The following is a 23,052-nucleotide window of genomic DNA, read 5'->3' on the forward strand; positions in this document are numbered from 1 at the left end:
CAGTAGTATATAATCATTAAAAGTAGAATGCAACAAAAACTTTTGTTGACTCCCTTTAATCGAGCTTCTCTCCTTGGAACACACCTGTCCCATCAAGATACGTACGCAAGGCAGCATACTGATCATTGTGCCAAAACGCTTCTGAATCTACTAGTATCGCCGCATCTTGCCTTGCCGTTTCTAACGCTCGATAATCATGTACCATGTCAGCAACCTTAAATTCTGGTAAGCCACTTTGCTTACTCCCAAAGAAATCTCCAGGACCTCGTAATTCTAAATCTTTTTCTGACAATACAAATCCATCATTTGTTTCAGTCATTATGCGCATTCTTTCTTTCCCTGTTTCTGATTTAGGGTCTGCTATTAATAAACAATATGATTGTTCACTACCACGGCCGACACGCCCTCTAAGCTGATGAAGCTGCGATAAACCGAAACGTTCTGCATCATAAATAACCATTACAGTCGCATTCGGTACGTTCACACCTACTTCAACAACTGTTGTCGATACAAGAATTTGTACTTTATTTTCACTAAACTGTCCCATTATCTCTTCTTTTTCCTGAGACGATAATCTCCCATGCATCAATCCAACTTGGCATTTCCCTTGGTAATGATGCGTCAGCATACTATGTAAGTCGATAGCATTTTGCACATCAAGTTTCTCAGATTCTTCAATTAGAGGACAAATAACGTATGCCTGTCTTCCTTTTTTTATCTCCTTTTCAACGAAACCGAGAACGCGATCTAACATATCATGTTTTGCCCAGTATGTTTCAATCACCTTTCTACCTGCTGGCATCTCATCGATTATCGAAACATCCATCTCTCCAAATGCAGTAATTGCAAGCGTACGCGGAATTGGTGTCGCTGTCATAAATAATACATCTGGACTTTCACCTTTCTCCCGTAAAACTCGGCGCTGCGCTACACCAAATCGATGCTGTTCATCTGTAATAACGAGACCCAACCTATGAAATATAACTTCATCTTGAATTAAGGCATGCGTTCCAACAAGAATATCTATTTCTCCTTGTTCTAACTTCGCTAAAATTTCTCGACGTCTCGCCCCTTTAACAGAACTTGTTAACAGTTCCACCTTCATACCAAAATGCGAAAACGTTTCAGCAAGCGACTGATAATGTTGCTCAGCTAAAATTTCTGTAGGAACCATTAAAGCACCTTGATAATGAGCTAATTTCGATGCATAAAGACCAATCGCAGCAACAACTGTTTTCCCAGAACCAACGTCACCTTGCAATAGTCGGTTCATCCGATAAGGAGATGTCATATCTTTCAAAATTTCATCTACAACTCGGCGCTGCGCACCCGTTAATGGAAACGGCAGTGCATCGATAAATTCTTGTAATTCTGCTGACGGAATCTCTTTCTTCGTCCCTTTTGAATTTTCCCTCTCCATTTTCCGGAGCGTTTGCATTTTCAGCTGAAATAAGAAAAATTCTTCATATACAAAACGGCGACGCGCTTGCTTCAAATCTTCCTGTCCTACCGGAAAATGCAATGCCCTGAGCGCTTCATATCTTGGTAATAATTTATATCGCCCTAACAAACCATCCGGTAACACTTCGACTATAGAATCTCCATATTCCTTTAACGCTTGAGCAATAAAACGACGCATCTGTTTTACTGTAAGTTTCCCCTTTACTGAATAAACAGGTTCCACTTCTTGTTGACGTACAACCGGTCCAAAATGAAGTTCTGATACAGCAATTGTTTGACGATGTTGATCCCATTTACCAGTAATCGTTATCGTTTCATCTAACTTTAATTTTTGCTTATAGTAAGGCCTATTAAAACATACCGCCGTAATTAAATAACGACCGACGAGAACACGAACTGTTAAACGCGATTTCTTCTTACCATAATATTGCAGCAAAGGAGCACTATGAACCTTCCCTTCAACCGTTACACGTTCATCATGCTTTACTTCAGCAAGATCTTTCATCGCATAATCTTCATAACGGTACGGAAAATGTTCTAATAGATGAGAAACTGTATAAATACCCATCTCATGTAGTAACTCAGATGTTTCTCCTCCGATCCCCTTTACATCCGTAACAGGAACTTGTACAACATCATTCAAGATTCTCACACCCCGTCACATTATTTTCTTTATTGCATTTTATTTGAGTACCAATTAGCATCTGTAATCGCTCTCTTTCACCTTATATATTCTATCATAGGCATTCTAAGAGAAACTACTCAAATCCCTTATATAAAACAAGTAAAAAAGAGCCTCACTATTAGCAGCAAGGCTCTTTTCTCTCTTCAATATGCTAGCCTTTTGAATAAAAACTAGTAATAAACTTCATATTACTACTTCTTATCCATTAGCAAGTAAGTAATCCATTTATTTTCAAAACGAATCTTATCTTATTCTACAGAGAAGATGAAAGAATACACTGGTTGGTTTCCAGCATGTACTTCTACTTCTGCATCTTCAAATTTCTCTTCTACAAATTCAACTAACTCCGCTACTTCTTCATCAGTTGCATCTTCCCCTTGTAGAATCGTTACGATTTCAGAATCTTCATCAATAAGCGCTTCTAGTAATTGCTTCGCAGCTCCTACTTTTTCAGCATTTGTAGATACAATTTTCCCATCTGCAATACACATGAAATCATCTTTTTGAATTGCTACACCATCAATTTCCGTATCACGTACAGCATACGTAATTTGACCTGTTTTCACATGAGATAAAGCTTCTTGCATGTTTTCTTCATTCTCTTCTAACGTTCCAACTGGGTTAAATGCTAACATTGCTGCCATACCTTGAGGAACTGTTTTCGAACGAACAACAATAACTTCTTGATCTACAACTGATGCCGCTTGTTCTGCTGCCATTACAATATTTCCGTTATTCGGTAAAATAATGATTTTTTCAGCATTTGCTTCTTCAATTGCCTTTACGATATCCTCCGTACTTGGATTCATCGTTTGACCACCTTCGATAACTTTCGTTGCGCCGATGCTCTCAAATAAAGTTTTAATACCAGATCCCATAGCTACAGTTACGATACCATATGGTTGTTTTTCTTTCGATTGAGCTGGTTGCTCAGGAACCATAGTAGGTTCATCTAACAAAGCAGTATGCTGTTCACGCATATTTTCTACTTTAATCTTAATTAAACTACCGTATTTTTGCCCGTAGTTCATAGCGTCTCCAGGATGTTCTGCATGGATATGAACTTTTACAATTTCATCATCAGACACAACTAGTAGAGAATCACCATATACACTAATATCTTCACGGAATTTTTGTTCAGAGAAATTATGCTCTTTCACCTTTTCAGCCTCTAATTTCACCATGAACTCTGTACAATATCCATACTTAATATCTTCTGTACTCAATTGGCTTTGTACACTACGGTGATGTTCTGCGCGTACCATTTCATTCATAGATGGTTGCGTCGGTGCATCAGAAGAAATCGTTTCTCCTTTTAAGTCAGCTAAAAACCCTTCGTATACCACTACAAGACCTTTACCACCGCTATCTACAACGCCAACTTGTTTTAATACAGGTAATAAATCTGGCGTACGATTTAACGATGCGTTTGCTTCTTTCACAACGTCTTCCATAAACAAAACAAAGTCGCGCTGTTTTTTCGCAACTGTTACTGCATATTTACCCGTTTCTCTTGCAACCGTTAAAATCGTTCCTTCAATCGGTTTCATAACCGCTTTATAAGCCGCCTCTACTCCAGCTTCTAGTGCTGCAGCAAAATCAACTGTTGTTAATTCTTCTTTTTGTTCAATGGATTTAGAGAAACCACGGAACAACTGAGATAAAATAACTCCAGAGTTACCACGAGCTCCCATTAATAATCCTTTGGCTAAACTTACGCCGACTTTACCAGCATGCTGTGAAGGATTTGCTTTCACTTCACGCGCACCTGAAGTCATAGATAAGTTCATGTTTGTACCGGTATCGCCATCTGGAACTGGAAATACGTTTAATGCATCAACAAGCTGAACATTATTTGTTAAATTATTCGCTCCTTGCATGATCATTTGTGATAAACGTTTTCCATCAATTTTTTGAATTGACACAGATTTTCCTCCTTAATGCACATTACAAGTTTATTACTTTAACTCCTTGTACGTAGATGTTTACAGAATCTACTGCTAGTCCTACAGTTTGATCTAATGTATATTTCACTTTCGTCTGCACATTATGTGCCACTTCTGAAATTTTCGTACCATAGCTCACAATAATATACATATCAATATGTACTTCATCTTCATCTTTACGAACAATAACACCTCTAGTGAAGTTTTCTTTTCGTAAAATGTCTGTTAATCCATCTTTTAACTGATTTTTTGATGCCATACCTACGATACCGTAGCAATCTACCGCGGCACCTCCAGCAATTGTTGCAATTACATCTGTACTAATATCAATTTGACCGTACTTCGTTTTAATTTCAATTGACATCTCGTTTCCCCCTTCATAAATGGTGAAAGTGAGCTAGACTACTTTAGTTACTATCATATAATCTTTTTAAAGAAAATTCCATCGTTCTTTCTTTTCACTCTCATATTTTATGTTTTAAATTACACTTTTTTATGATGAGCAAAATAGTCCATTGTTATTATACAACATGTACCACTATAATATGTCAAGCAATTTTTATGGATTTCAACTTTTCTTCATTGACATATAGTGTCAAGTAAATTTTCTTGATTTCTTTTTTCTACGGTGTTGCATTCTCTTTTTAGTTGTGTTAAATTATAGTAGTGTTTTTAGCATCGCATAAAAGACTAACATTGAAAAATTACGTATGGTAAGGTATCAAGGGAGGGAAATATAAATGGCTCGTGTTTGTGCTATTACTGGAAGAAAAGCTCGTTCTGGTAACTCTCGTTCTCACGCAATGAACGCTACAAAACGTAAGTGGGGCGCTAACCTTCAAAAAGTTCGCGTACGCATCGACGGAAAAGTTCAACGTGTTTACGTTTCTGCTAGAGCATTAAAATCTGGCAAAATCGAACGTGTTTAATAATAAAAAAAAGAGCCGATAGGCTCTTTTTTTACTATAACAATGGAAAAAGCACCGGTGATAGGTGCTTTTTTAATCTTTTTTGAAGGTATTTAACATTGCACGAACAATTCCACCAAGAAATTTAGGTAACTTAATTGTATAAAATCTCATGGTTTCCCTCCTAATCCCCATTACTCCACTTGGTCACTATATGATGTAAGGAGCAAAATTGTTTCTTCAATCAGTGCTTCTTATCAACATTAATATGCCAGAAGTAAATGAAAAAGTACCTTTTTCCTCAACGAGTTCGTTACTAGTACAAAGTGTTGATCCCCACTCTATTGTTTTATTAGTAAGCGGGTACTTAAAACCAAACAATGTAATCCCTTCCACTATTTCAGTAACTGGTACAAAAGATACATAAGGAAAATTTTTATTTTCTTCAATTATATGTGTACCCACTTTTTTAACTGTTATTTCATTTTTATTGTCCACAATACACATTTCTATCTCTACTTCTAACCCTTTTAAAAGCATCTGTATATTTGCCAAACCGTGATCAAGCCTTCCACCGGTAGCACCAAAAATACGAATTAGTGCCGGCTTCTGTCCTAATGCCCAGTTAATTGCAATTTCTAAATCCGTTTGATCTTTTTCTCGCGGAACAATATGTAATTCGTTCGTTTGCTGTCCCATCCATACTAATTCTTCTTCGGTAACTGAATCGTAATCTCCAAACGCAACAGCCGGTGTAATCCCTTTCTTTAATAGACGGTATACTCCCCTATCAACCGCTGCCCACACTACTTCCTCATCCTCATATCGAGCAAAATCTGCACAATATTCCGAAGGTCCTCCTGCCAAAATATGAATAATCATTTTTTCTTCCCCTTCCATTGTAAAAAGGCAATCTGCCATTCGGTAGATTGCCTTTTTACATATTTTTACGCTATCCTATGAATACCTTACTAGGATAAAGTTCATCACTACCCACGAATTACGCGAATTGCTTCACCGCGGTCTTTTTGATTGTATACTGCTGATCCAGCTACAAGTACATTTGCTCCTGCTTCCACACAAAGTCTTGCTGTTTCAGCATTTACACCACCATCAACTTCAATTTCTACTTCTAGATTGCGCTCTTTCACCATGTCTGCAACTTGTTTAATTTTCGGTAATACAGAATGGATAAACTTCTGTCCACCAAATCCAGGGTTTACTGTCATAAGTAATACCATATCTATATCTTCTAATACATGCTCAATTACTGAAACTGGCGTATGTGGATTTAATACAACGCCCGCTTTAATACCATGAGATTTAATTAACTGAATTGTACGATGTAGATGTGGACACGCCTCTACGTGAACAGTAATAATATCCGCTCCCGCTTGTGCGAAAGTCGGGATATAGTTATCAGGATTTTCAATCATTAAATGTACATCTAATGGTAATGATGTAATTGGACGGATAGCTTCTACAATTAACGGTCCAATCGTAATATTTGGTACGAAATGTCCATCCATTACGTCAACGTGAATGTAATCCGCTCCGCCCTTTTCTACATCTTTAATCTCTTCCCCTAATTTTGAAAAATCTGCTGATAAAATCGATGGTGCAATTTTAATCATAACTAATACCTCGGCTTTCTCTCTCTAATTTCTTCTACGAATTGTTTATAGTTCTTATAGCGATATTCTGTAATCTTCCCTTCTTCAACCGCAGCTTTCACCGCACATTTCGGTTCAGAAAGATGTGTACACCCTCTAAATTTACAGTATTGGCTCGCTTCTTTCAACTCTGGAAAACAATATGTAAGATCTTCTACTTCTATATTAATGAAATCTAGTGAACTAAAACCCGGTGTATCTGCTACTAGTCCACTCCCAATTGCAATTAATTCTACGTGTCTTGTCGTATGCTTCCCGCGTCCTAAATGGGAGGAAATATCATTTGTTTTCAGCTCTAATTCTGGACGTAGCACATTAAGCATTGAAGATTTCCCCACACCAGATTGACCCGCAACGACAGAAACACACTTTTCTAAGTATGGTTTTAATATATCAATACTTTCTGACGTATTAATAGAAGTAAATAAAACATCATAACCCATCTCACGATAATCATTCGCATAAGCTTCAACAGTTGCTTTCATCTTTTCATCTACTAAATCCATCTTGCTAATACAAATAATTGGCTTAATGTTATGATATTCAATCAGCACTAAAAATCGATCTAACAGTCCAGGATTAAAATCTGGTTCTACTGCAGAGAACACAAGGATCGCTTGATCGACATTAGCAATAGGAGGTCTAACAAGTTCATTTTTTCGATCAAACACTTCAAGCACATAACCTTCAGTTGGATTATCTGCCTGAAAAACAACTTGGTCTCCTACAAGTGGTGTAATTTTATTTTTTCTAAATACACCTCGTCCACGACATTGCGTAACCCCTTCTTCATGCTGCACGTAATAAAACCCACTTAAAGCTTTTATAATTTTTCCTTCTGGCATAGAATTCTCCTTTTTTGTATAAGGTGATGCTGAATTTAAAAATGAATGGATTTAAATTTTCTAAATAACGATTTCAAAACCTACCATATATACTTTTGCTAATATACATTAAATTTCCCATTAAATGCAAAAAAATATTTACAGCTGCATCACTTTACTAGCTTTTTGAATCATATATTTTTGCCTGCTATACCGTCCACTTTGTAGACAGCATAACAGGCAATAATAATAAGTAGACTTTCACTATTATTGAGTTGGATATGGTACTTCTTTATCAATAATCGTTACTCCATCTCGTACAATTTTATAGTGTCCCTTTGAACCTTCTTGAATTACAAATTCTAAAGAAATAGTCGCTGATTCAGTAATTGTTCTCGTTTCAACCGGTCTATCCATTTTTTGCTGCATGTCTTCTTTATAAATTTCTATTGTTTGCGGCTTTTTTTCACCTGTTACAGCAGGCTCATATGGGATAGAGATATTGTCCAATTTTACCGTTTTAGTCACTTTAGGCTTTTGACCATCAGAGATAATAATAGTTACTTTATCTCCCTCTTTTAATGGTGTACCTGGTTTTGGAAATTGCGAAATTACAAGTCCTTTTTCGACTATATCTGAATACTCTCGTTTTATATCTGACGTTAGTTTTCTCTCATTCAAATAACCAGTTACACTATTTTCAGTCCACCCCGAAAAGTCACCTGGTCTAATTTGATAAGGACCTTTACTTACCCAGATTTTCAGTTCTTGCTCCGCTTCTATAACCATTTGATCAGGCGTCGGAATTTGCTCTACAATTTCACCTTTCGGCTTATCATTTTCAATATAATTTACTGTAACTTGTTTATATTTTTCTTCTAACTCAGCTTTTACACTCTCAAAGTTTTGCCCTGTGAAATTCGCCATCTTACTTTTCTTTTTCCCACCTGATTGATAGATAGTAATTTTAGCGTTTTCTTTTACGACTCTTCCTGCTACAGGGTCCGTTTTTATTACATCCCCAACTTCAACATCATCTGTATATACAATATTAGGCTCCGTCACCTCAAAGCCCTTTTCTACTAATGTATTTACAGCTGTCGTGTATTTCATACCAGCCACATCAGGAACTTTCACATCTTTCGGAATAAATAATCCTGGAATAACCGTAAGCGCTAATGTTATTCCTATTGCTAAAAATAAAAATGTTGAAATTAAAACTTTAAGCCACTTGTTACTCCGTTTTTTCTTCTTATCTAACTCAGCTGCTTCTGCTCTTATCGGTTCTTCCACCTTACTCCCTTTTAAAACAATCGTTTCATCACTTACATTTTCAAATAATTGTTCTTGTTGAATAATCGGAATCGCTTTCGTCGCTTCCATATCTTCTGGTATGTAAAACGGTTGCTCATTTATCCTCTCTGGATATAGCGCAGTTTCAATATCTCGCTTCATCGCATTGGCAGATTGATATCGATGGAACGGATCTTTTGCAGTTGCTTTTAATATAATATTTTCAACACTTTGCGGAATATTTTCATTCCATCTTTTTGGTGATGGGATTTCACTTTGTAAATGTTTTAAAGCTATAGCAACAGCAGATTCGCCAGAAAACGGTTGTCTTCCTGTTAACAATTCAAACATAACTATCCCAAGAGAATAGATATCTGATTGTTTATTTGCTATTCCGCCACGTGCCTGTTCTGGTGATAAATAATGGACTGAACCGAGCACTGAATTTGTATGTGTAATTGTTGTTGCACTTGTAGCTGTCGCAATTCCAAAATCTGTTACTTTTATTATTCCATCAGCTCGAATTAAAATATTGTGCGGCTTTATATCACGATGCACAATTTCAAAATGATGGGCGTGTGCCATAGCGGATGTTAACTGCTCCATAATATCAAGAGCTTCTCCTATAGGTAACATCCCTCGCTCAATTATGTATTGCTTCAATGTTTGCCCTGGTACATATTCCATGACAAGATAGTATATACCATCTTCTTCTCCGACATCATACATATTCACAATATTTGGATGCGACAACGTTGTAACAGACTGCGCTTCTCGATGGAAACGTTTAATAAACTCTTCGTTATTTGAGTAGTCGAGTCTTAATATTTTTACCGCTACATCTCGGCCAAGTATATCATCATGAGCTAAATATACATTGGCCATTCCGCCACCACCAATCATTTTCAGCAGCTTATAACGGTCATTTAAGCGTTTTCCAATCAGCACGTTGCACTTCACCTACTTTCGTTTGTCGAACCCGCATAATCAATAAGAACAAGTGTGATATTATCTTCTCCACCGCGATCATTTGCCAATTGAATGAGATACTGCCCTTTACCTTCAAGCTGTTCATTTAACTGTAAAATTTGTCGCATATCATCAATAGAAACTTTGTTTGATAACCCATCAGAGCAAAGAAGTAATTGATCATCTTCCTCAATCACCAACGTTTTAACATCTAACCCAACTTTTTCTTCTGTTCCTAATGCTCTTAATAACACATTCTTTTTCGGATGATACTCTGCGTCTTCCTTTGAAATTTCACCATGTTTCACCAGCTCATTTACAAGTGAATGATCTTCCGTTACTAGCGTCATTTCTCCTTCTGATACCATATAGCAACGACTATCTCCTATATGCCCTATTGTCACAAAGTTTGGTGTACAAACAGCTATTATAAGCGTTGTTCCCATACCATTACATTCTGCATTTTGCTGAGCATATTCATATATACGCTCATTAATAATCCCAACACTAGTATGTAACCATTGTTCTACTTTTTTCGGCTCATTCATATTATGTGTTTGCTTCCAATAATCATGGAATAATTGAATGGCCATCGAGCTAGCTACATCACCAGCTCGATGACCTCCCATTCCATCTGCTACTACCGCTAATACATTTCCATCTAAATTGTGAAAAACTCCTGCACTATCTTCATTATGTTGACGAACTTTTCCTTTATCCGATAGAAATACGGCTTTCATCTCGTCACCTCGTCTCTTCTTTGCGCTCCTTCGCACGCAACTGACCGCAGGCTGCATCAATATCATGACCTTGTTCACGGCGAATCGTTACATTCACTCCACGATCTTTTAACGTTTTCTCGAACAAGAAAATTTGTTCACGTGGCGTACGTACATAATCACGTTCAGGTACGTAGTTTACCGGAATCAAGTTCACATGACATTTTACACCTTTTAAGAGCGCAGCAAGCTCTTCAGCATGCTCTACTTGGTCATTTTCTCCTCCAAATAATCCATATTCAAAAGTAATACGACGCCCCGTTCTATTTACATAGTATTTAATAGCTTCCATTAAATCTGGTAATTTATAAGCACGGTTAATCGGCATTAATTTTGAACGTAATTCTGAGTTTGGAGCATGCAATGAAATCGCAAAATTAATTTGTAGATCTTCTTCAGCAAACTTATAAATTTTCGGGATAATTCCACTCGTCGAAACAGTCATATGTCTCGCACCAATATGAAGTCCTTTTTCATGGTTAATGATGCGTAAGAATCCCATTAAATTATCATAGTTATCAAATGGTTCTCCAATCCCCATAACAACAAGAGAACTTACACGTTCTTCTGTTTCATCAAGCGCACGCTGAACTTCTACTACTTGCGCTACGATTTCTCCAGCTTCTAGGTTTCGCTTTAATCCACCAAGTGTCGAAGCACAGAACGTACACCCAATACGACAACCAACTTGCGTTGTTACACAAATGGAATTTCCATATTCGTGTCGCATTAATACCGTTTCAATAGAATATCCGTCATATAATTGGAATAAGAATTTAATTGTTCCATCCGAAGACGTTTGTTTTACTAACGTTTTTAAAGTAGTAATATCAAAGGAATTCGACAATTTATCACGCAATCCTTTAGAAAGGTTTGACATATCCTCATAATTTTTTACACGTTTTTTATATAACCAATCAAAAATTTGTCCAGCACGGAACTTCGGTTCTCCTTGTTCCTTTAACCAATCTTGCATTTCATGAAGTTGTAAAGAGTAAATTGATGGTTTCTTCGTTTCTAAATTTTTCTTTTGTTTTCTTACAGTCGTTTCCATGATGCTACACCTTCTTCCTTAAACAAGCAATATAAAAGCCATCCGTCGCAAAATAATGCGGTAAAATTTGCACTTGACCTTCATCAATATACGGAGTTAATTTTTCTGGCATACGCTCTTTAAGCGTAGTATCCCATTCAAATTCAGGATGTTCTTGTAAAAATTTCTCTATTACTTGTTCATTTTCTATTTTCTCAATTGTGCACGTACTATAAACAAGACGACCGCCTTGTTTTAATAATGGTGCTATTTTTTCTAGTATTGCAATTTGAATCGTCGATAATCTTTCACTATCGCCTTTATCTTTTCCTAACTTAATATCAGGTTTACGTCTAATTACACCAAATCCAGAACACGGTGCATCTACCAATATTTTATCAAACGTTTCATTTGCAAAGTGCTCTTGCACTTTTCTAGCATCTAGCGCTTTAGTTTCGACATTTTCTAGACCAAGTCGCTCTGCTTGCTGTTTAATTAAACGTACTTTGTGTGCATGTAAATCAAGGGACATGACCTTACCAGTTCCCTTTAATCGTTCCGCGATATGCGTTGTTTTTCCGCCTGGAGCAGCACAACTATCAAGAACTGCATCTCCCGTATTCGGTTCTAAAGCGCGTGCTACAAGCATAGAACTTTCATCTTGAATAGAAAGAAATCCTTTTTTAAACGCTTCTGTATGCGCTACATTTCCTCTTTCAATCTGAATAGCATCATCTGATAAGTCACCACGTTTTGCTTCTATACCTTCACTTGCTAACAACTCAATCGCTTCTTCTACAGTTACCTTATCAACATTCACACGCGCTGTTGGTACAGGGGGTAACATGTTTACTTCGCACATTTTTTCTGCAGTTTCTAAACCGTATTCTGAAGTCCACTCTTGGACAAGCCAAACTGGATGACTTGTTGTAATTGCAAGACGTTCTACTGGATCCTTGATTTCATCTACAGAAGGTACACCTTCTCTCTGAATCGAACGTAATACACCGTTCACCATACCAGCAATTCCTTTATGCCCGCGACGCTTTGCAATCTCAACCGCTTCATGAATAGCCGCTCTTTCTGGCACTCGGTCTAAATAAATCATTTGATATAAAGATAAGCGAAGCAATACTCTTACCCACGCCTCAACCTTCTTTTTTAAAAAAGGCTGTAAATAATAATCTAATGTGTCACGACGTTGAATCGTTCCATATACAATTTCAGTTAATAAACCAATATCTTTTCTATCAATTGCACTTTTTTCAATTAGATTATTTAAAAGTAAGTTGCTATATGCACCACTTTTTTCCACTTGAATTAAACCATCAAGAGCTAATTCACGAACATTTTGTCTCATGCATTTTCTCCTAACTTCGTTCCAATTTCAGGTTTTGTTCCACGTAAAAATTGTGAACAACTCATACGCTTTTTACCAGAAGGTTGCAATTCAGTAATTTTAACACCTGTTTCATTACTCGTTGCTACAACAAAACCATCTTCTTCGATTGCAACAATCGTACCTGCTTCAGCCGGTTCAGTTATAGGCACTTTTTCCCCCCACCATACTTTAACAACTTGTCCTGCTAAAGTTGTATAAGCAACTGGCCATGGATTCAATCCGCGAATGTGATTGTATACTTCTTCACCTGTTTTTGTCCAATCAATTTTCTCTTGCTCACGTTTTATATTGTACGCAAACGTTACTTCTTCTTCGTTTTGTTTAATCGGTTCTAACTTACCTTGAATTAATAAAGGCACTGTTTTAGATAGAAGGTGTGCTCCTGCTTCACTTAATTTATCAAATAATGAGCCTGTCGTTTCACGCTCTTCAATTTCAACTTCCACTTGCGTTAAGATATCACCAGCATCCAATTTTTCTACCATATACATAATTGTAATACCTGTTTTTTCTTTACCTTCCATAATTGCATAATGAATTGGTGCACCACCACGAAGTTCAGGAAGTAAAGAAGCGTGAACATTAATACACCCATACTTTGGTGCTTCTAAAATTTCATTTGGTACAATCTGCCCAAATGCAGCTGTTACAATTAAATCTGGCTCTAATGCCAATACTTTTTCATATTCATCTTTTTCACGAATTTTTAACGGCTGTAACACAGGGATACCATGTTTTTCCGCTTCAACTTTAACAGGTGTAGGTGTTAATACTTTTTTTCTACCTACTGGACGATCAGGTTGCGTCACAACACCTACTACCTCATAGCCATCTTCAATAAGACGACGAAGCACCGGCACTGAAAAGTCCGGTGTTCCCATAAACACTACTTTTATCATTTAAAAACCGCTCCTTTTAACACCTATTCTAGTTCGTTTTCTTCATAATATCTTGTCACTTTCGATGTAAATAAAACACCGTGTAAATGATCAATTTCATGTTGAATTGCACGCGCTAAAAATCCTTCCGCTTCTAATAAGAATACTTTCCCACGGCGATTTTGCGCTCTTACTTTAATATAATTGGCACGTTCTACTTCACCATAAAGTCCCGGGAAGCTTAAACAGCCTTCGGGACCTACTTGTTCACCACGTTTTTCTAATATTGATGGATTGATTAACTCGATTTTTCCAGTATCATCATCGACATCAACAACCGCTACTTGCAAGCTTACACCTACTTGAGGCGCAGCTAAACCGACTCCGTCCGCAATTAACATTGTTTCATGCATATCTTTCAACAATTTCACTAACTTTTTATCAAAGTTAATTACTCTTTCGCATGGTGTTTCTAACACTTCATTTGGATGCTTTATTATTTGTAAAACTGCCATATTTCCCTCCGCTACATTAACATTGTTGGATTAAAATCAATTGAGATTTGTAGCTCTTTTTGCATTTCTGCTTGATAATGTTCATTTACCATTTTGAGCACGTTCTTTAAGTTTGGTTCCCGTTTGTATTTTATCATGCATTGATAACGATATCTATCTTTTATCCTTGGAATCGCTGAAGCAACTGGTCCTAGCACCATTGTTTGCTGTGAGCAATGCGTTCGTAAATACGAGGCAATTTTTTCCGTCACTTGTACCGCTTTTAATAATTCTGGATGAGATACAGTTACGAGTACAACATAGTAATATGGGGGATATTGTCTTGTTCGTCTCATTTGCATTTCTTGGTCAAAAAACACATCATATTGTTGGTTCTTCGCTAACTCTATACTGTAATGTTCTGGCGTATACGTTTGAATCACAACTTCCCCTGGCAATTCATGTCTACCCGCTCGTCCACTTACTTGCGTCAATAACTGATATGTCTTTTCACTCGCCCGAAAATCAGGTAAGTGAAGCATCGTATCTGCAGTTAAAACCCCAACGAGCGTTACTTTCGGAAAATCTAATCCTTTAGCAATCATTTGTGTTCCAAGTAATATATCTGCTTTTTCTTCCCCAAACGCCTTTAATAATTTTTCATGCATTCCTTTTCGACTTGTCGTATCTACATCCATTCGAATGACTCGCGCCTCTGGAAATAGTTTTGTAATTTCTTCTTCTACCTTTTGTGTACCTGTACCAAAGAAACGAATGTATGTACTTTGACAAGCTGGACACTCAGTTGGCATATTCTCTTCGTAACTACAATAATGACATTTTAAACGATGATTCATTTTATGATATGTCAATGAAATATCACAATGCGGACATTGGACAACATACCCACAATCACGGCACATAACAAATGTAGAATGACCTCTTCTATTTAAAAAGAGTACCATTTGTTCTTTCTTTTCTAATCGATCTGCTATTTTTTCATGCAGCGCCTTAGAAAACATTGATCGATTCCCGTCACGAAGTTCTTCTCGCATGTCAACAATCTCTACCGTTGGTAAAGCTTGTTCATTCATACGTTTTTCCATTGTTAATAGTTCATAAACACCTTTTTTCGCCCTTGCAAACGATTCAAGTGTTGGTGTCGCACTACCAAGAACGATAGGACATTTATGATATTGTCCTCTCCAGACAGCTACATCTCTTGCATGATACCTCGGATTATCTTCTTGTTTGTAACTTGATTCATGCTCTTCATCAATAATAATAATCCCTAAATTCTCAAAAGGCGCAAAAACAGCTGAACGCGCACCAACTACAACTTTCACTTCTTTTCTTAAAATCTTACGCCACTCGTCATACTTTTCTCCAACAGACAACGCACTATGAAGAACTGCAACTTGCGAGCCAAACCTACCTTTAAAACGATCCACCATTTGGGGCGTTAGTGCAATTTCAGGAACAAGAACGATAGCTTCTTTTCCTTTCTTGAGCACTGCTGCTATAGATTGTAAATATACTTCTGTCTTTCCACTTCCTGTAACACCATATAGCAAAAATGGATTATAAGTTTCATTTGTAATTGATGATAAAATCGGTGTAATAACTTGTTTTTGTTCCTCCGTAAGTGGAAATGGTTTTGTTTGTTCAAAATCATCATCGTCATACGGATTTCGGTATACTTCCACATACTTTTCTGAAATGAATCCCTTTTTAACAAGTGCTTTTATTGGAGCATCTGTTATTTGTAACTCTTCTGTAATTACTTTCAACGGTGTACTTTTATAATTTTCCACAAAATAATAAAGTACATCTTGTTGTTTTTTACTTTTCAGTTCAAATGCCGCTAATTCCAATTTATCTTCTGGCAACTCCGGCTGAACCACTCTTTGCTTCTTCTTTTGTACTTTATCTTTCACTTGATAAACGACTTCAACCGTACCATTTTTAATTTCTTGTTGAATAGTTCGGTATAAATGTGGCTGTTGCTCGATTACTTCAAAATCAATTGCTTCTTTATCCTGAAATAAATATAGTATTTCAGGTGCTATTTCTTCCTGTTTACAAAGTTGTAGACGTTTTTTATACGTTGCTTTTATCGCAGTTGGAAGCATCACTTGAAAAGCTGAAATCATGTAGCATAACGTTTCACTTGTAAGCCAATATCCAAGCTTTAATAATTCATCATTTAAAACCGGTGTTACATCTAATATTTCATGGATTGTCTTTAACTTCTTACTTTCTACATCCACCGAATCTTTAATCCCAATAATAAAACCTTGCAATTTTCTTGGCCCAAACGGAACTACTACACGCATTCCTGTCTGTACAATATCTTCCCATTTTTTAGGAATAATGTAATCAAATGGTCGATCTGTCTGACGGGCAGGTACATCAACAATTACACTTGCAAATTTCATAAACGATCATCTTCTAACATCATTTCAATTTGCTTCAATATTTCACGAGCTACCTCTTTTTTCATTAAAAGTGGCAACTCAATAACTTTTCCATCTTTTCTATACATTGTTACAATATTCGTATCCGTGCCAAATCCAGCTCCTTGCGCTTTTACATCATTCGCGACAATCATATCTGCATTTTTCTCACGTAGTTTTTTCGTTGCATATTCCTCTACATTTGTCGTTTCAGCAGCAAAACCGATAAGTAACTGTTTATCCTTTTTCTGACCTAACGTTTTTAAAATATCCACCGTTCTTTCAAGTTCAATGACAGCATCACCATTTTGCTTTTTCATTTTATTCTCATGCACATATTTCGGACGATAATCTGCAACTGCTGCTGTTTTAATGACAACGTCTACGTTTTGATAATGTTGAAGAACTGCTTCTAACATATCTTGTGCAGATTCCACTTGCACTGTCGTTACATGTAACGGTGGATTTAATGCTGTCGGTCCTGAAACGAGTATAACATCAGCGCCTAAATTCGCTGCCACTTCCGCAATCGCATACCCCATTTTCCCAGAAGAAAAATTCGTCATAAAACGAACTGGATCAACCTTTTCACGTGTTGGGCCAGCAGTTATTAATATTCTTTTTCCCTGCAATGGTTTGTGTTCTGAGAAAGCTTCCTCTAACCGTGCAATAATTGCTTCAGGTTCTTCTAGTCGTCCCTTCGCTACATATCCACATGCTAAAAAGCCTTCCCCAGGCTCAATAAATGTATATCCTAGCGTTTTCAATGTCATCATATTTTTTTGAACTATTTTATTTTCATACATATGCACATTCATAGCAGGCGCAATCCATACCGGAGCTGTAGTAGCTAACAAAGTAGTTGTAATCATATCATCTGCAATACCACCAGCTAACTTTCCAATACAATTGGCAGTAGCAGGTGCGACAAGTACAACATCCGCCCAATCTGCTAAATCAATATGAGCAATAACAGCTGAGTCTTTCTCATCGAATGTATCCGTATATACATCATGGCGAGAAAGCGCTTGGAATGTAAGAGGCGTAACAAACTTCATTGCCGACTCACTCATCATTACTTTGACAATCGCGCCAGATTGTGTCAATTTACTCGTTAACGCAGCTGCTTTAAAAACCGCAATGCCTCCTGTTACACATAGAAGTATCTTTTTCCCTTTTAGCATATGACTCGTCCTCTTTCTTTTTCAAACTTATAATACTGAAATAGAATTCTCAGCTCGTCAGTACCGATATTTCATTCCTTTCGTAAAAAAATAACAACCTACTTGTAAATAGGTTGTTACCGTTACATAGAAAATTATAAAGTCTATGTTTTATTTTGTCGAAGGCAAAGGCTTATTCAGCTACTTTATCTTCACTTGGTACGTAGCTTAATGCTTCTGCATCGATTTCTTCTAATGCTTTACCTACACATTTATGAGAAACAGGTTTTTCTACAACACAGTTATTAGCAAGTTGCATTTCACGTGCGCGTTTTGCAGCCACTGTTACTAAAGTGTACTTAGAATCGATTTTTTGTAGTAATGAGTCAATTGATGGATTTAACATAATTATAGACCCTCCGTCATTTCTTTATAATATTTTGCTACCCTTTCGCGGCGGCAATGTTCGCCAACCACAATTGCTTTAATTCTATCACAAGCTAATTCAACTTGATCGTTTTCTACTACATAGTCGTAAGCGTCCATCATCTCGATTTCTTCTTTCGCTACAGTTAAACGATTTTCAATAACATCTTCAGTCTCTGTACCACGTCCGACAATACGGCTCTTTAGTTCAGATAAACTTGGAGGTGCTAAGAAAATAAATACACCTTCTGGGAAAGCTTTCTTAACTTGAATTGCTCCTTGCACTTCAATTTCTAAGAATACATCTTTTCCTTCTTGTAATGTTTTTTCAACATAGTCAATCGGTGTTCCGTAATAATTACCTACGAACTCAGCCCACTCAAGTAATTTTTCATTACGAATCATTTCCTCGAATTCTTCTCTTTCTTTAAAGAAATAATCCACACCATCTACTTCACCTTCACGCGGCTTACGTGTCGTTACTGAAATAGAGTACTGAAAACGTGTATCCTCATGGCTAAACAGCTCTTTACGAACCGTCCCTTTTCCAACCCCAGAAGGCCCTGAAAGAACGATGAGCAATCCTCTTCTACTTCTCATAAATATGTAAAACCTACCCTTCCTCACTTAAATCTTCTTTATTATTCAAACGATGTGCAATCGTCTCTGGTTGAATTGGACTTAATACAACATGCCCATCATCCATAACAATAACCGCCCTTGTTTTTCTCCCATACGTAGCATCAAGCAAAGCATTATGTTCCCGTGCTTCTTGTACTGTTCGTTTAATAGGAGCTGACTCCGGACTTACAATAGCAATAATTCGATGAGCAGATACAATATTTCCGTATCCAATATTTAAAAACCGCATGGCCATAGTTTGCGCCTCCTAGTAAGTCTATCCGATTTCTCCACCACGTATAACTTTATATATTTTTTGAAAGCTACTCAATATTTTGTACTTGTTCACGAATTTTTTCAAGGTTATTTTTCATTTCTACAACATATTTTGAAATTGTTAAGTCATTTGCCTTAGAACCAATCGTATTAATTTCTCTATGCATCTCTTGCACGATGAAATCCATTTTCCTTCCAACAGGCTCTTCAATCTGCAATGTTTCACGAAATTGCTCTAAATGACTTTGCAAACGAACTAACTCTTCATGAATATCACAACGCTCTGCAAAGATTGCGACTTCTGTTAGCAATCTTTGTTCATCTAGATCTTGATTATGTAATTCTTTTAAGCGATTTTCTAATCGTTCACGATATTTTTGTGTAACAATTGGTGCATGTGGAATAATCGCATTTACACAATTGCTAATCTCTTGTAAACGATACGCTATATCTTTATGTAATCGTTCTCCTTCGCCATCTCTCATCGTTTTCAACATATGAGCAGCTTGACGAACAGCCTCATATAAACTGTTCTCAAAATGTTCATTTACATTTTCTATTTCTTCAATTGCTGTTACTTCTGGCATTGCCATTAATTGTTCGAGTGTAATAGAATCTTGTAATTGAAATTTCCCTTTTATATCTTCCATCATCGATTGGTACTGCTCAAGAAGTGACCAATTCACACTTAATTTTCTTTCAACAAGTCCTTCACCTGCTATACTAATAGACACTTCGATGCGCCCACGTCGAACTTGCTGTGCAATTATTTTACGAATTTTGTCCTCAAATACCATCATTTGCTTAGGAAGTCGAATACTCATCTCTAAAAAACGGTGGTTCACCGATTTCATTTCTACTGTAATTTGAAAAGTATCACTTTCTACTTTCGATCTTCCAAACCCTGTCATACTAGAAATCATTTTTATCACATCCAAGCCATAAAATAACTCAATGAAAAAGGTAATAGAGACAAGGCTCTACTACCTTCTGTAAATTATATCACATTTTCATAACATTGACTATTTCAAGTTTAATCCCTTCTTATATAACATCGGCTTTTTCTTCTTAGCCTTTTTCCCTGTTAATAAAGAACCTACTAGTAAGAAAGTCGGAATTGATGACAAACCTCCAATTAATAACCAATCTCTTGCTTGTATCGGCATTGTGCTAAAGATCGGTTGTAACGGTGGATAATATATAACCACTAGCATAAGTAGTAACGAAATAATAACCGCCCCTACTAAATACACGTTCCCAAATGGATTACGGTGAAAGACAGAATGCTCACTACGACAATCAAATACATGAATAAGCTGTGCAAGTACCAACGTCGCGAACGCTACAGTTTGTGCATATTTCAGTTCATTTGGATGTTGGTTATACGCAATAATAAACGCCACTAACGTCACTGCTCCAATTAAAAACCCTCGACTTATTATTTTCCACGCAAGCCCTCTAGCGAATACCCCTTCTTTCGGGTGACGCGGTGTTCTCTTCATCACATCTCCTTCAGCCTTATCCAAACCTAATGCCATCGCTGGTAAACCATCAGTAACTAAGTTCACCCATAAAATTTGAATAGGAACCATCGGCAGTGGTAATGCAAGTAACATCGCAAATAACATAACTAAAATTTCTCCAACATTTGACGCCAATAAGTAGCGAATGAACTTACGTATGTTCTCGTATATATTTCTTCCTTCTTTAATCGCTGACTTAATTGTAGCAAAATTATCATCTAGTAAAACAAGTGAAGAGGCTTCTTTTGCAACATCTGTCCCTGTAATCCCCATCGCTATCCCAATATCCGCTGTTTTTATAGCTGGAGCATCGTTCACTCCATCACCTGTCATCGCTACTATATGTCCTTGATTTTGCAATGCTTTAACAATTTTCAATTTATGCTCAGGTGATACACGAGCGAATACATACGTATCTTCTACAACATTTTCTAATTCCTCCACATCCATATTCGCGAGTTCTACTCCTTCAACAACGCGTCCATCTGGTGGTAAAACTCCTAATTGTTCAGCAATCGCCATTGCTGTCACTTTATGATCACCTGTAATCATTACTGTTCGAATACCAGCTTCTTTACACTCTTTTACCGCCTGCGCGACTTCTGGCCTTGGCGGGTCAATCATACCTTGTATCCCAACCAACATAAAATCTTTTTCAACGTCTCTTTCATGTTCAATAGAATCCGTGACTTTTAAAGGTTTAAACGCAACTGCAATTGTTCGAAGCGCTTGACTACCTAAGCTATGAATAGCCGCCTGTACTTCTTTTCTATATAGCTCACTTAACGGCTGCTGCTTATCCCCCCATAAGATTGTTTGACTCATTTGCAAAAGAACATCCGGTGCTCCTTTCGTAACAATAAACTTTTTCCCCTCTCGATCTCGTACAATAACACTCATCATTTTTCGAGTTGAATCAAATGGAAATTCACGAATAATTTCAAATTTCCCTTTCAATGCCTCACGTGTTATCCCAGCTTTCATTGCTGCAGCTACAAGCGCTCCCTCTGTTGGATCCCCATCTAATACGTACGCCTTTTTCTTTTGAATAATATTTGCATTGTTACATAGTGAACCAAATGTAAGTAGCTGATAAAGTGATTTTGTCTTAGCTGGATTCACTTCTTTTTCACCTTTCATAAAAGAGCCATTAGGTTCATATCCTTGCCCTGTCACTTTCCACAATTCTCCGCCTGACCACATATGTGTTACCATCATTTTGTTTTGTGTCATTGTTCCCGTTTTATCAGAGCATATAACAGAAGCGCAGCCTAACGTTTCTACGGCCGGTAACTTCCTTACAATTGCTCTCTTTTTTATCATACGCTGTACACCAAGTGATAAAGCTACTGTAACAATTGCTGGCAATCCTTCTGGAATAGCCGCAACAGCTAGCGATACGCCAGCTAAAAACATATGATATACTTCATTCCCTTGATACACACCAGCCAATACAACGAGCGCTGTCAAAATAAGAGCTACAATAATTAATATTTTTCCGAGCTGTTCTAACCTTCTTTGCAGTGGCGTTTCCATTTGCTCTGCATTTTGCAACATATTTGCAATTTGCCCCATCGCTGTATTCATACCAGTTGCTACAACGACTCCTGTACCAGATCCTCGCGTAATCATTGTCCCCATAAAAGCCATATTTTTTTGATCCCCAATTGCAACATCTTGCCCTTGCAGTGCTTCTACCTTCTTTTGTACAGGTACGGACTCCCCTGTCAAAGCAGACTCTTCAATATATAAACTTGATGCCTCAACAAGACGCACATCAGCCCCAATACGATCACCACTGGAAAACTTAATAATATCACCTAAAACAAGTGCTTTAGATGGTGCTTTTACCCACTTTCCATTCCGCATTACAGTAACTTGCGGGGCAGCTAGTTCCTTTAAAGCTTCCAATGATTTTTCAGCTTTTCTTTCTTGAAAAAAGCCGAGAATACCATTGATAATAACAATGGCAACAATAGCAATAGAATCAATGTATTCACCTAAAAACGCAGAAACAATTGTTGCTCCAAACAAAACGAGTACCATGAAATCTTTAAACTGTGCTAAAAATACCATTAGTGCAGAAGGCCTTTTTGCTTCTTCTAATTCATTAGTACCAAATTTCTTTACTCGCCCTTCTGCTTCTTTCTCTGTAAGTCCAACCTTTACATTCGTATTCGTTCTTTCTTCCACTTCATGTGCTCGCATTCCATACCAGTTCATCCTGCTATCGACCTCCTGA

21 protein-coding genes are annotated in these 23,052 nt (G+C 37.1%); 1 reads left to right on the top strand and 20 read right to left on the bottom strand.

The window, feature by feature from the left end:
- Positions 1 to 55 precede the first annotated feature (55 nt).
- The 3 genes from recG to GD442_RS18545 form a co-directional block, all read right to left on the bottom strand.
- Complete coding sequence (gene recG, locus GD442_RS18535; RefSeq protein WP_001000816.1) at positions 56 to 2,104, bottom strand: ATP-dependent DNA helicase RecG; 2,049 nt, start codon at positions 2,102 to 2,104, stop codon at positions 56 to 58.
- 290 nt (positions 2,105 to 2,394) lie between these two features.
- Entirely contained in the window at positions 2,395 to 4,071 is a 1,677-nt protein-coding gene (locus GD442_RS18540) for a DAK2 domain-containing protein (protein WP_000027129.1), read from the bottom strand.
- Between the two features lie 22 nt (positions 4,072 to 4,093).
- Positions 4,094 to 4,456, bottom strand: coding sequence for an Asp23/Gls24 family envelope stress response protein (locus tag GD442_RS18545; RefSeq protein ID WP_000021109.1), 363 nt, complete (start codon positions 4,454 to 4,456; stop codon positions 4,094 to 4,096).
- Between the two features lie 376 nt (positions 4,457 to 4,832).
- Between GD442_RS18545 and rpmB the strand changes: the two genes are divergently transcribed.
- Positions 4,833 to 5,021, top strand: coding sequence for a 50S ribosomal protein L28 (gene rpmB, locus GD442_RS18550; protein ID WP_000124776.1), 189 nt, complete (start codon positions 4,833 to 4,835; stop codon positions 5,019 to 5,021).
- Between the two features lie 72 nt (positions 5,022 to 5,093).
- Here the strand turns inward: rpmB and spoVM are convergent, their stop codons facing one another.
- From spoVM to GD442_RS18635, 17 genes are all read right to left on the bottom strand, one after another.
- Positions 5,094 to 5,174 (bottom strand): stage V sporulation protein SpoVM, encoded by an 81-nt coding sequence (gene spoVM, locus GD442_RS18555; protein WP_001213599.1) that lies wholly within the window; start codon positions 5,172 to 5,174, stop codon positions 5,094 to 5,096.
- Positions 5,175 to 5,240: 66 nt separating this feature from the next.
- Positions 5,241 to 5,921, bottom strand: coding sequence for a thiamine diphosphokinase (locus GD442_RS18560; RefSeq protein ID WP_159365141.1), 681 nt, complete (start codon positions 5,919 to 5,921; stop codon positions 5,241 to 5,243).
- A gap of 68 nt (positions 5,922 to 5,989) precedes the next feature.
- Positions 5,990 to 6,634, bottom strand: a complete 645-nt coding sequence (gene rpe / locus GD442_RS18565; protein WP_000589974.1) for a ribulose-phosphate 3-epimerase — start codon at positions 6,632 to 6,634, stop codon at positions 5,990 to 5,992.
- A gap of 2 nt (positions 6,635 to 6,636) precedes the next feature.
- On the bottom strand, positions 6,637 to 7,518 hold the full coding sequence (gene rsgA / locus GD442_RS18570) for a ribosome small subunit-dependent GTPase A (RefSeq protein ID WP_098213873.1): 882 nt from the start codon (positions 7,516 to 7,518) through the stop codon (positions 6,637 to 6,639).
- 246 nt (positions 7,519 to 7,764) lie between these two features.
- Complete coding sequence (pknB, locus tag GD442_RS18575) at positions 7,765 to 9,738, bottom strand: Stk1 family PASTA domain-containing Ser/Thr kinase (RefSeq protein WP_159365142.1); 1,974 nt, start codon at positions 9,736 to 9,738, stop codon at positions 7,765 to 7,767.
- Between the two features lie 8 nt (positions 9,739 to 9,746).
- The gene (locus GD442_RS18580; RefSeq protein ID WP_088321974.1) at positions 9,747 to 10,499 is read right to left on the bottom strand and encodes a Stp1/IreP family PP2C-type Ser/Thr phosphatase; all 753 of its coding nucleotides are present in this window, start codon (positions 10,497 to 10,499) and stop codon (positions 9,747 to 9,749) included.
- A 4-nt stretch (positions 10,500 to 10,503) separates the two neighbouring features.
- The gene (gene rlmN / locus GD442_RS18585) at positions 10,504 to 11,592 is read right to left on the bottom strand and encodes a dual-specificity RNA methyltransferase RlmN (protein WP_000450540.1); all 1,089 of its coding nucleotides are present in this window, start codon (positions 11,590 to 11,592) and stop codon (positions 10,504 to 10,506) included.
- Between the two features lie 4 nt (positions 11,593 to 11,596).
- On the bottom strand, positions 11,597 to 12,931 hold the full coding sequence (gene rsmB, locus GD442_RS18590; RefSeq protein WP_001249666.1) for a 16S rRNA (cytosine(967)-C(5))-methyltransferase RsmB: 1,335 nt from the start codon (positions 12,929 to 12,931) through the stop codon (positions 11,597 to 11,599).
- On the bottom strand, positions 12,928 to 13,872 hold the full coding sequence (fmt, locus tag GD442_RS18595) for a methionyl-tRNA formyltransferase (RefSeq protein WP_000598804.1): 945 nt from the start codon (positions 13,870 to 13,872) through the stop codon (positions 12,928 to 12,930). Before fmt ends, rsmB begins: the two co-directional genes overlap by 4 nt.
- Positions 13,873 to 13,895: 23 nt before the next feature.
- Positions 13,896 to 14,366 (bottom strand): peptide deformylase, encoded by a 471-nt coding sequence (gene def, locus GD442_RS18600; RefSeq protein ID WP_098213872.1) that lies wholly within the window; start codon positions 14,364 to 14,366, stop codon positions 13,896 to 13,898.
- 11 nt (positions 14,367 to 14,377) lie between these two features.
- The gene (priA, locus tag GD442_RS18605; RefSeq protein ID WP_000666720.1) at positions 14,378 to 16,783 is read right to left on the bottom strand and encodes a primosomal protein N'; all 2,406 of its coding nucleotides are present in this window, start codon (positions 16,781 to 16,783) and stop codon (positions 14,378 to 14,380) included.
- Complete coding sequence (coaBC, locus tag GD442_RS18610; protein WP_000911750.1) at positions 16,780 to 17,985, bottom strand: bifunctional phosphopantothenoylcysteine decarboxylase/phosphopantothenate--cysteine ligase CoaBC; 1,206 nt, start codon at positions 17,983 to 17,985, stop codon at positions 16,780 to 16,782. Before coaBC ends, priA begins: the two co-directional genes overlap by 4 nt.
- Before the next feature lie 172 nt (positions 17,986 to 18,157).
- A complete protein-coding gene (gene rpoZ, locus GD442_RS18615) occupies positions 18,158 to 18,370 on the bottom strand; it encodes a DNA-directed RNA polymerase subunit omega (RefSeq protein ID WP_000933960.1) in 213 nt (70 codons plus the stop codon).
- Between the two features lie 2 nt (positions 18,371 to 18,372).
- Complete coding sequence (gmk, locus tag GD442_RS18620; protein WP_001257741.1) at positions 18,373 to 18,990, bottom strand: guanylate kinase; 618 nt, start codon at positions 18,988 to 18,990, stop codon at positions 18,373 to 18,375.
- Positions 18,991 to 19,003: 13 nt separating this feature from the next.
- Positions 19,004 to 19,267: an extracellular matrix/biofilm regulator RemA gene (remA, locus tag GD442_RS18625; protein ID WP_001251456.1), complete on the bottom strand. Its 264-nt coding sequence runs from the start codon at positions 19,265 to 19,267 to the stop codon at positions 19,004 to 19,006.
- Positions 19,268 to 19,334: 67 nt separating this feature from the next.
- The gene (locus tag GD442_RS18630; RefSeq protein ID WP_000625866.1) at positions 19,335 to 20,210 is read right to left on the bottom strand and encodes a YicC/YloC family endoribonuclease; all 876 of its coding nucleotides are present in this window, start codon (positions 20,208 to 20,210) and stop codon (positions 19,335 to 19,337) included.
- A 99-nt stretch (positions 20,211 to 20,309) separates the two neighbouring features.
- Positions 20,310 to 23,033 carry a calcium-translocating P-type ATPase, SERCA-type gene (locus GD442_RS18635; RefSeq protein ID WP_001104778.1) on the bottom strand — a complete coding sequence of 908 codons (2,724 nt, stop codon included), beginning with the start codon at positions 23,031 to 23,033 and terminating at the stop codon, positions 20,310 to 20,312.
- Positions 23,034 to 23,052: the final 19 nt, after the last annotated feature.

It is taken from the genome of Bacillus sp. A260 (assembly GCF_009861435.1).
Classification (GTDB): domain Bacteria; phylum Bacillota; class Bacilli; order Bacillales; family Bacillaceae_G; genus Bacillus_A; species Bacillus_A cereus.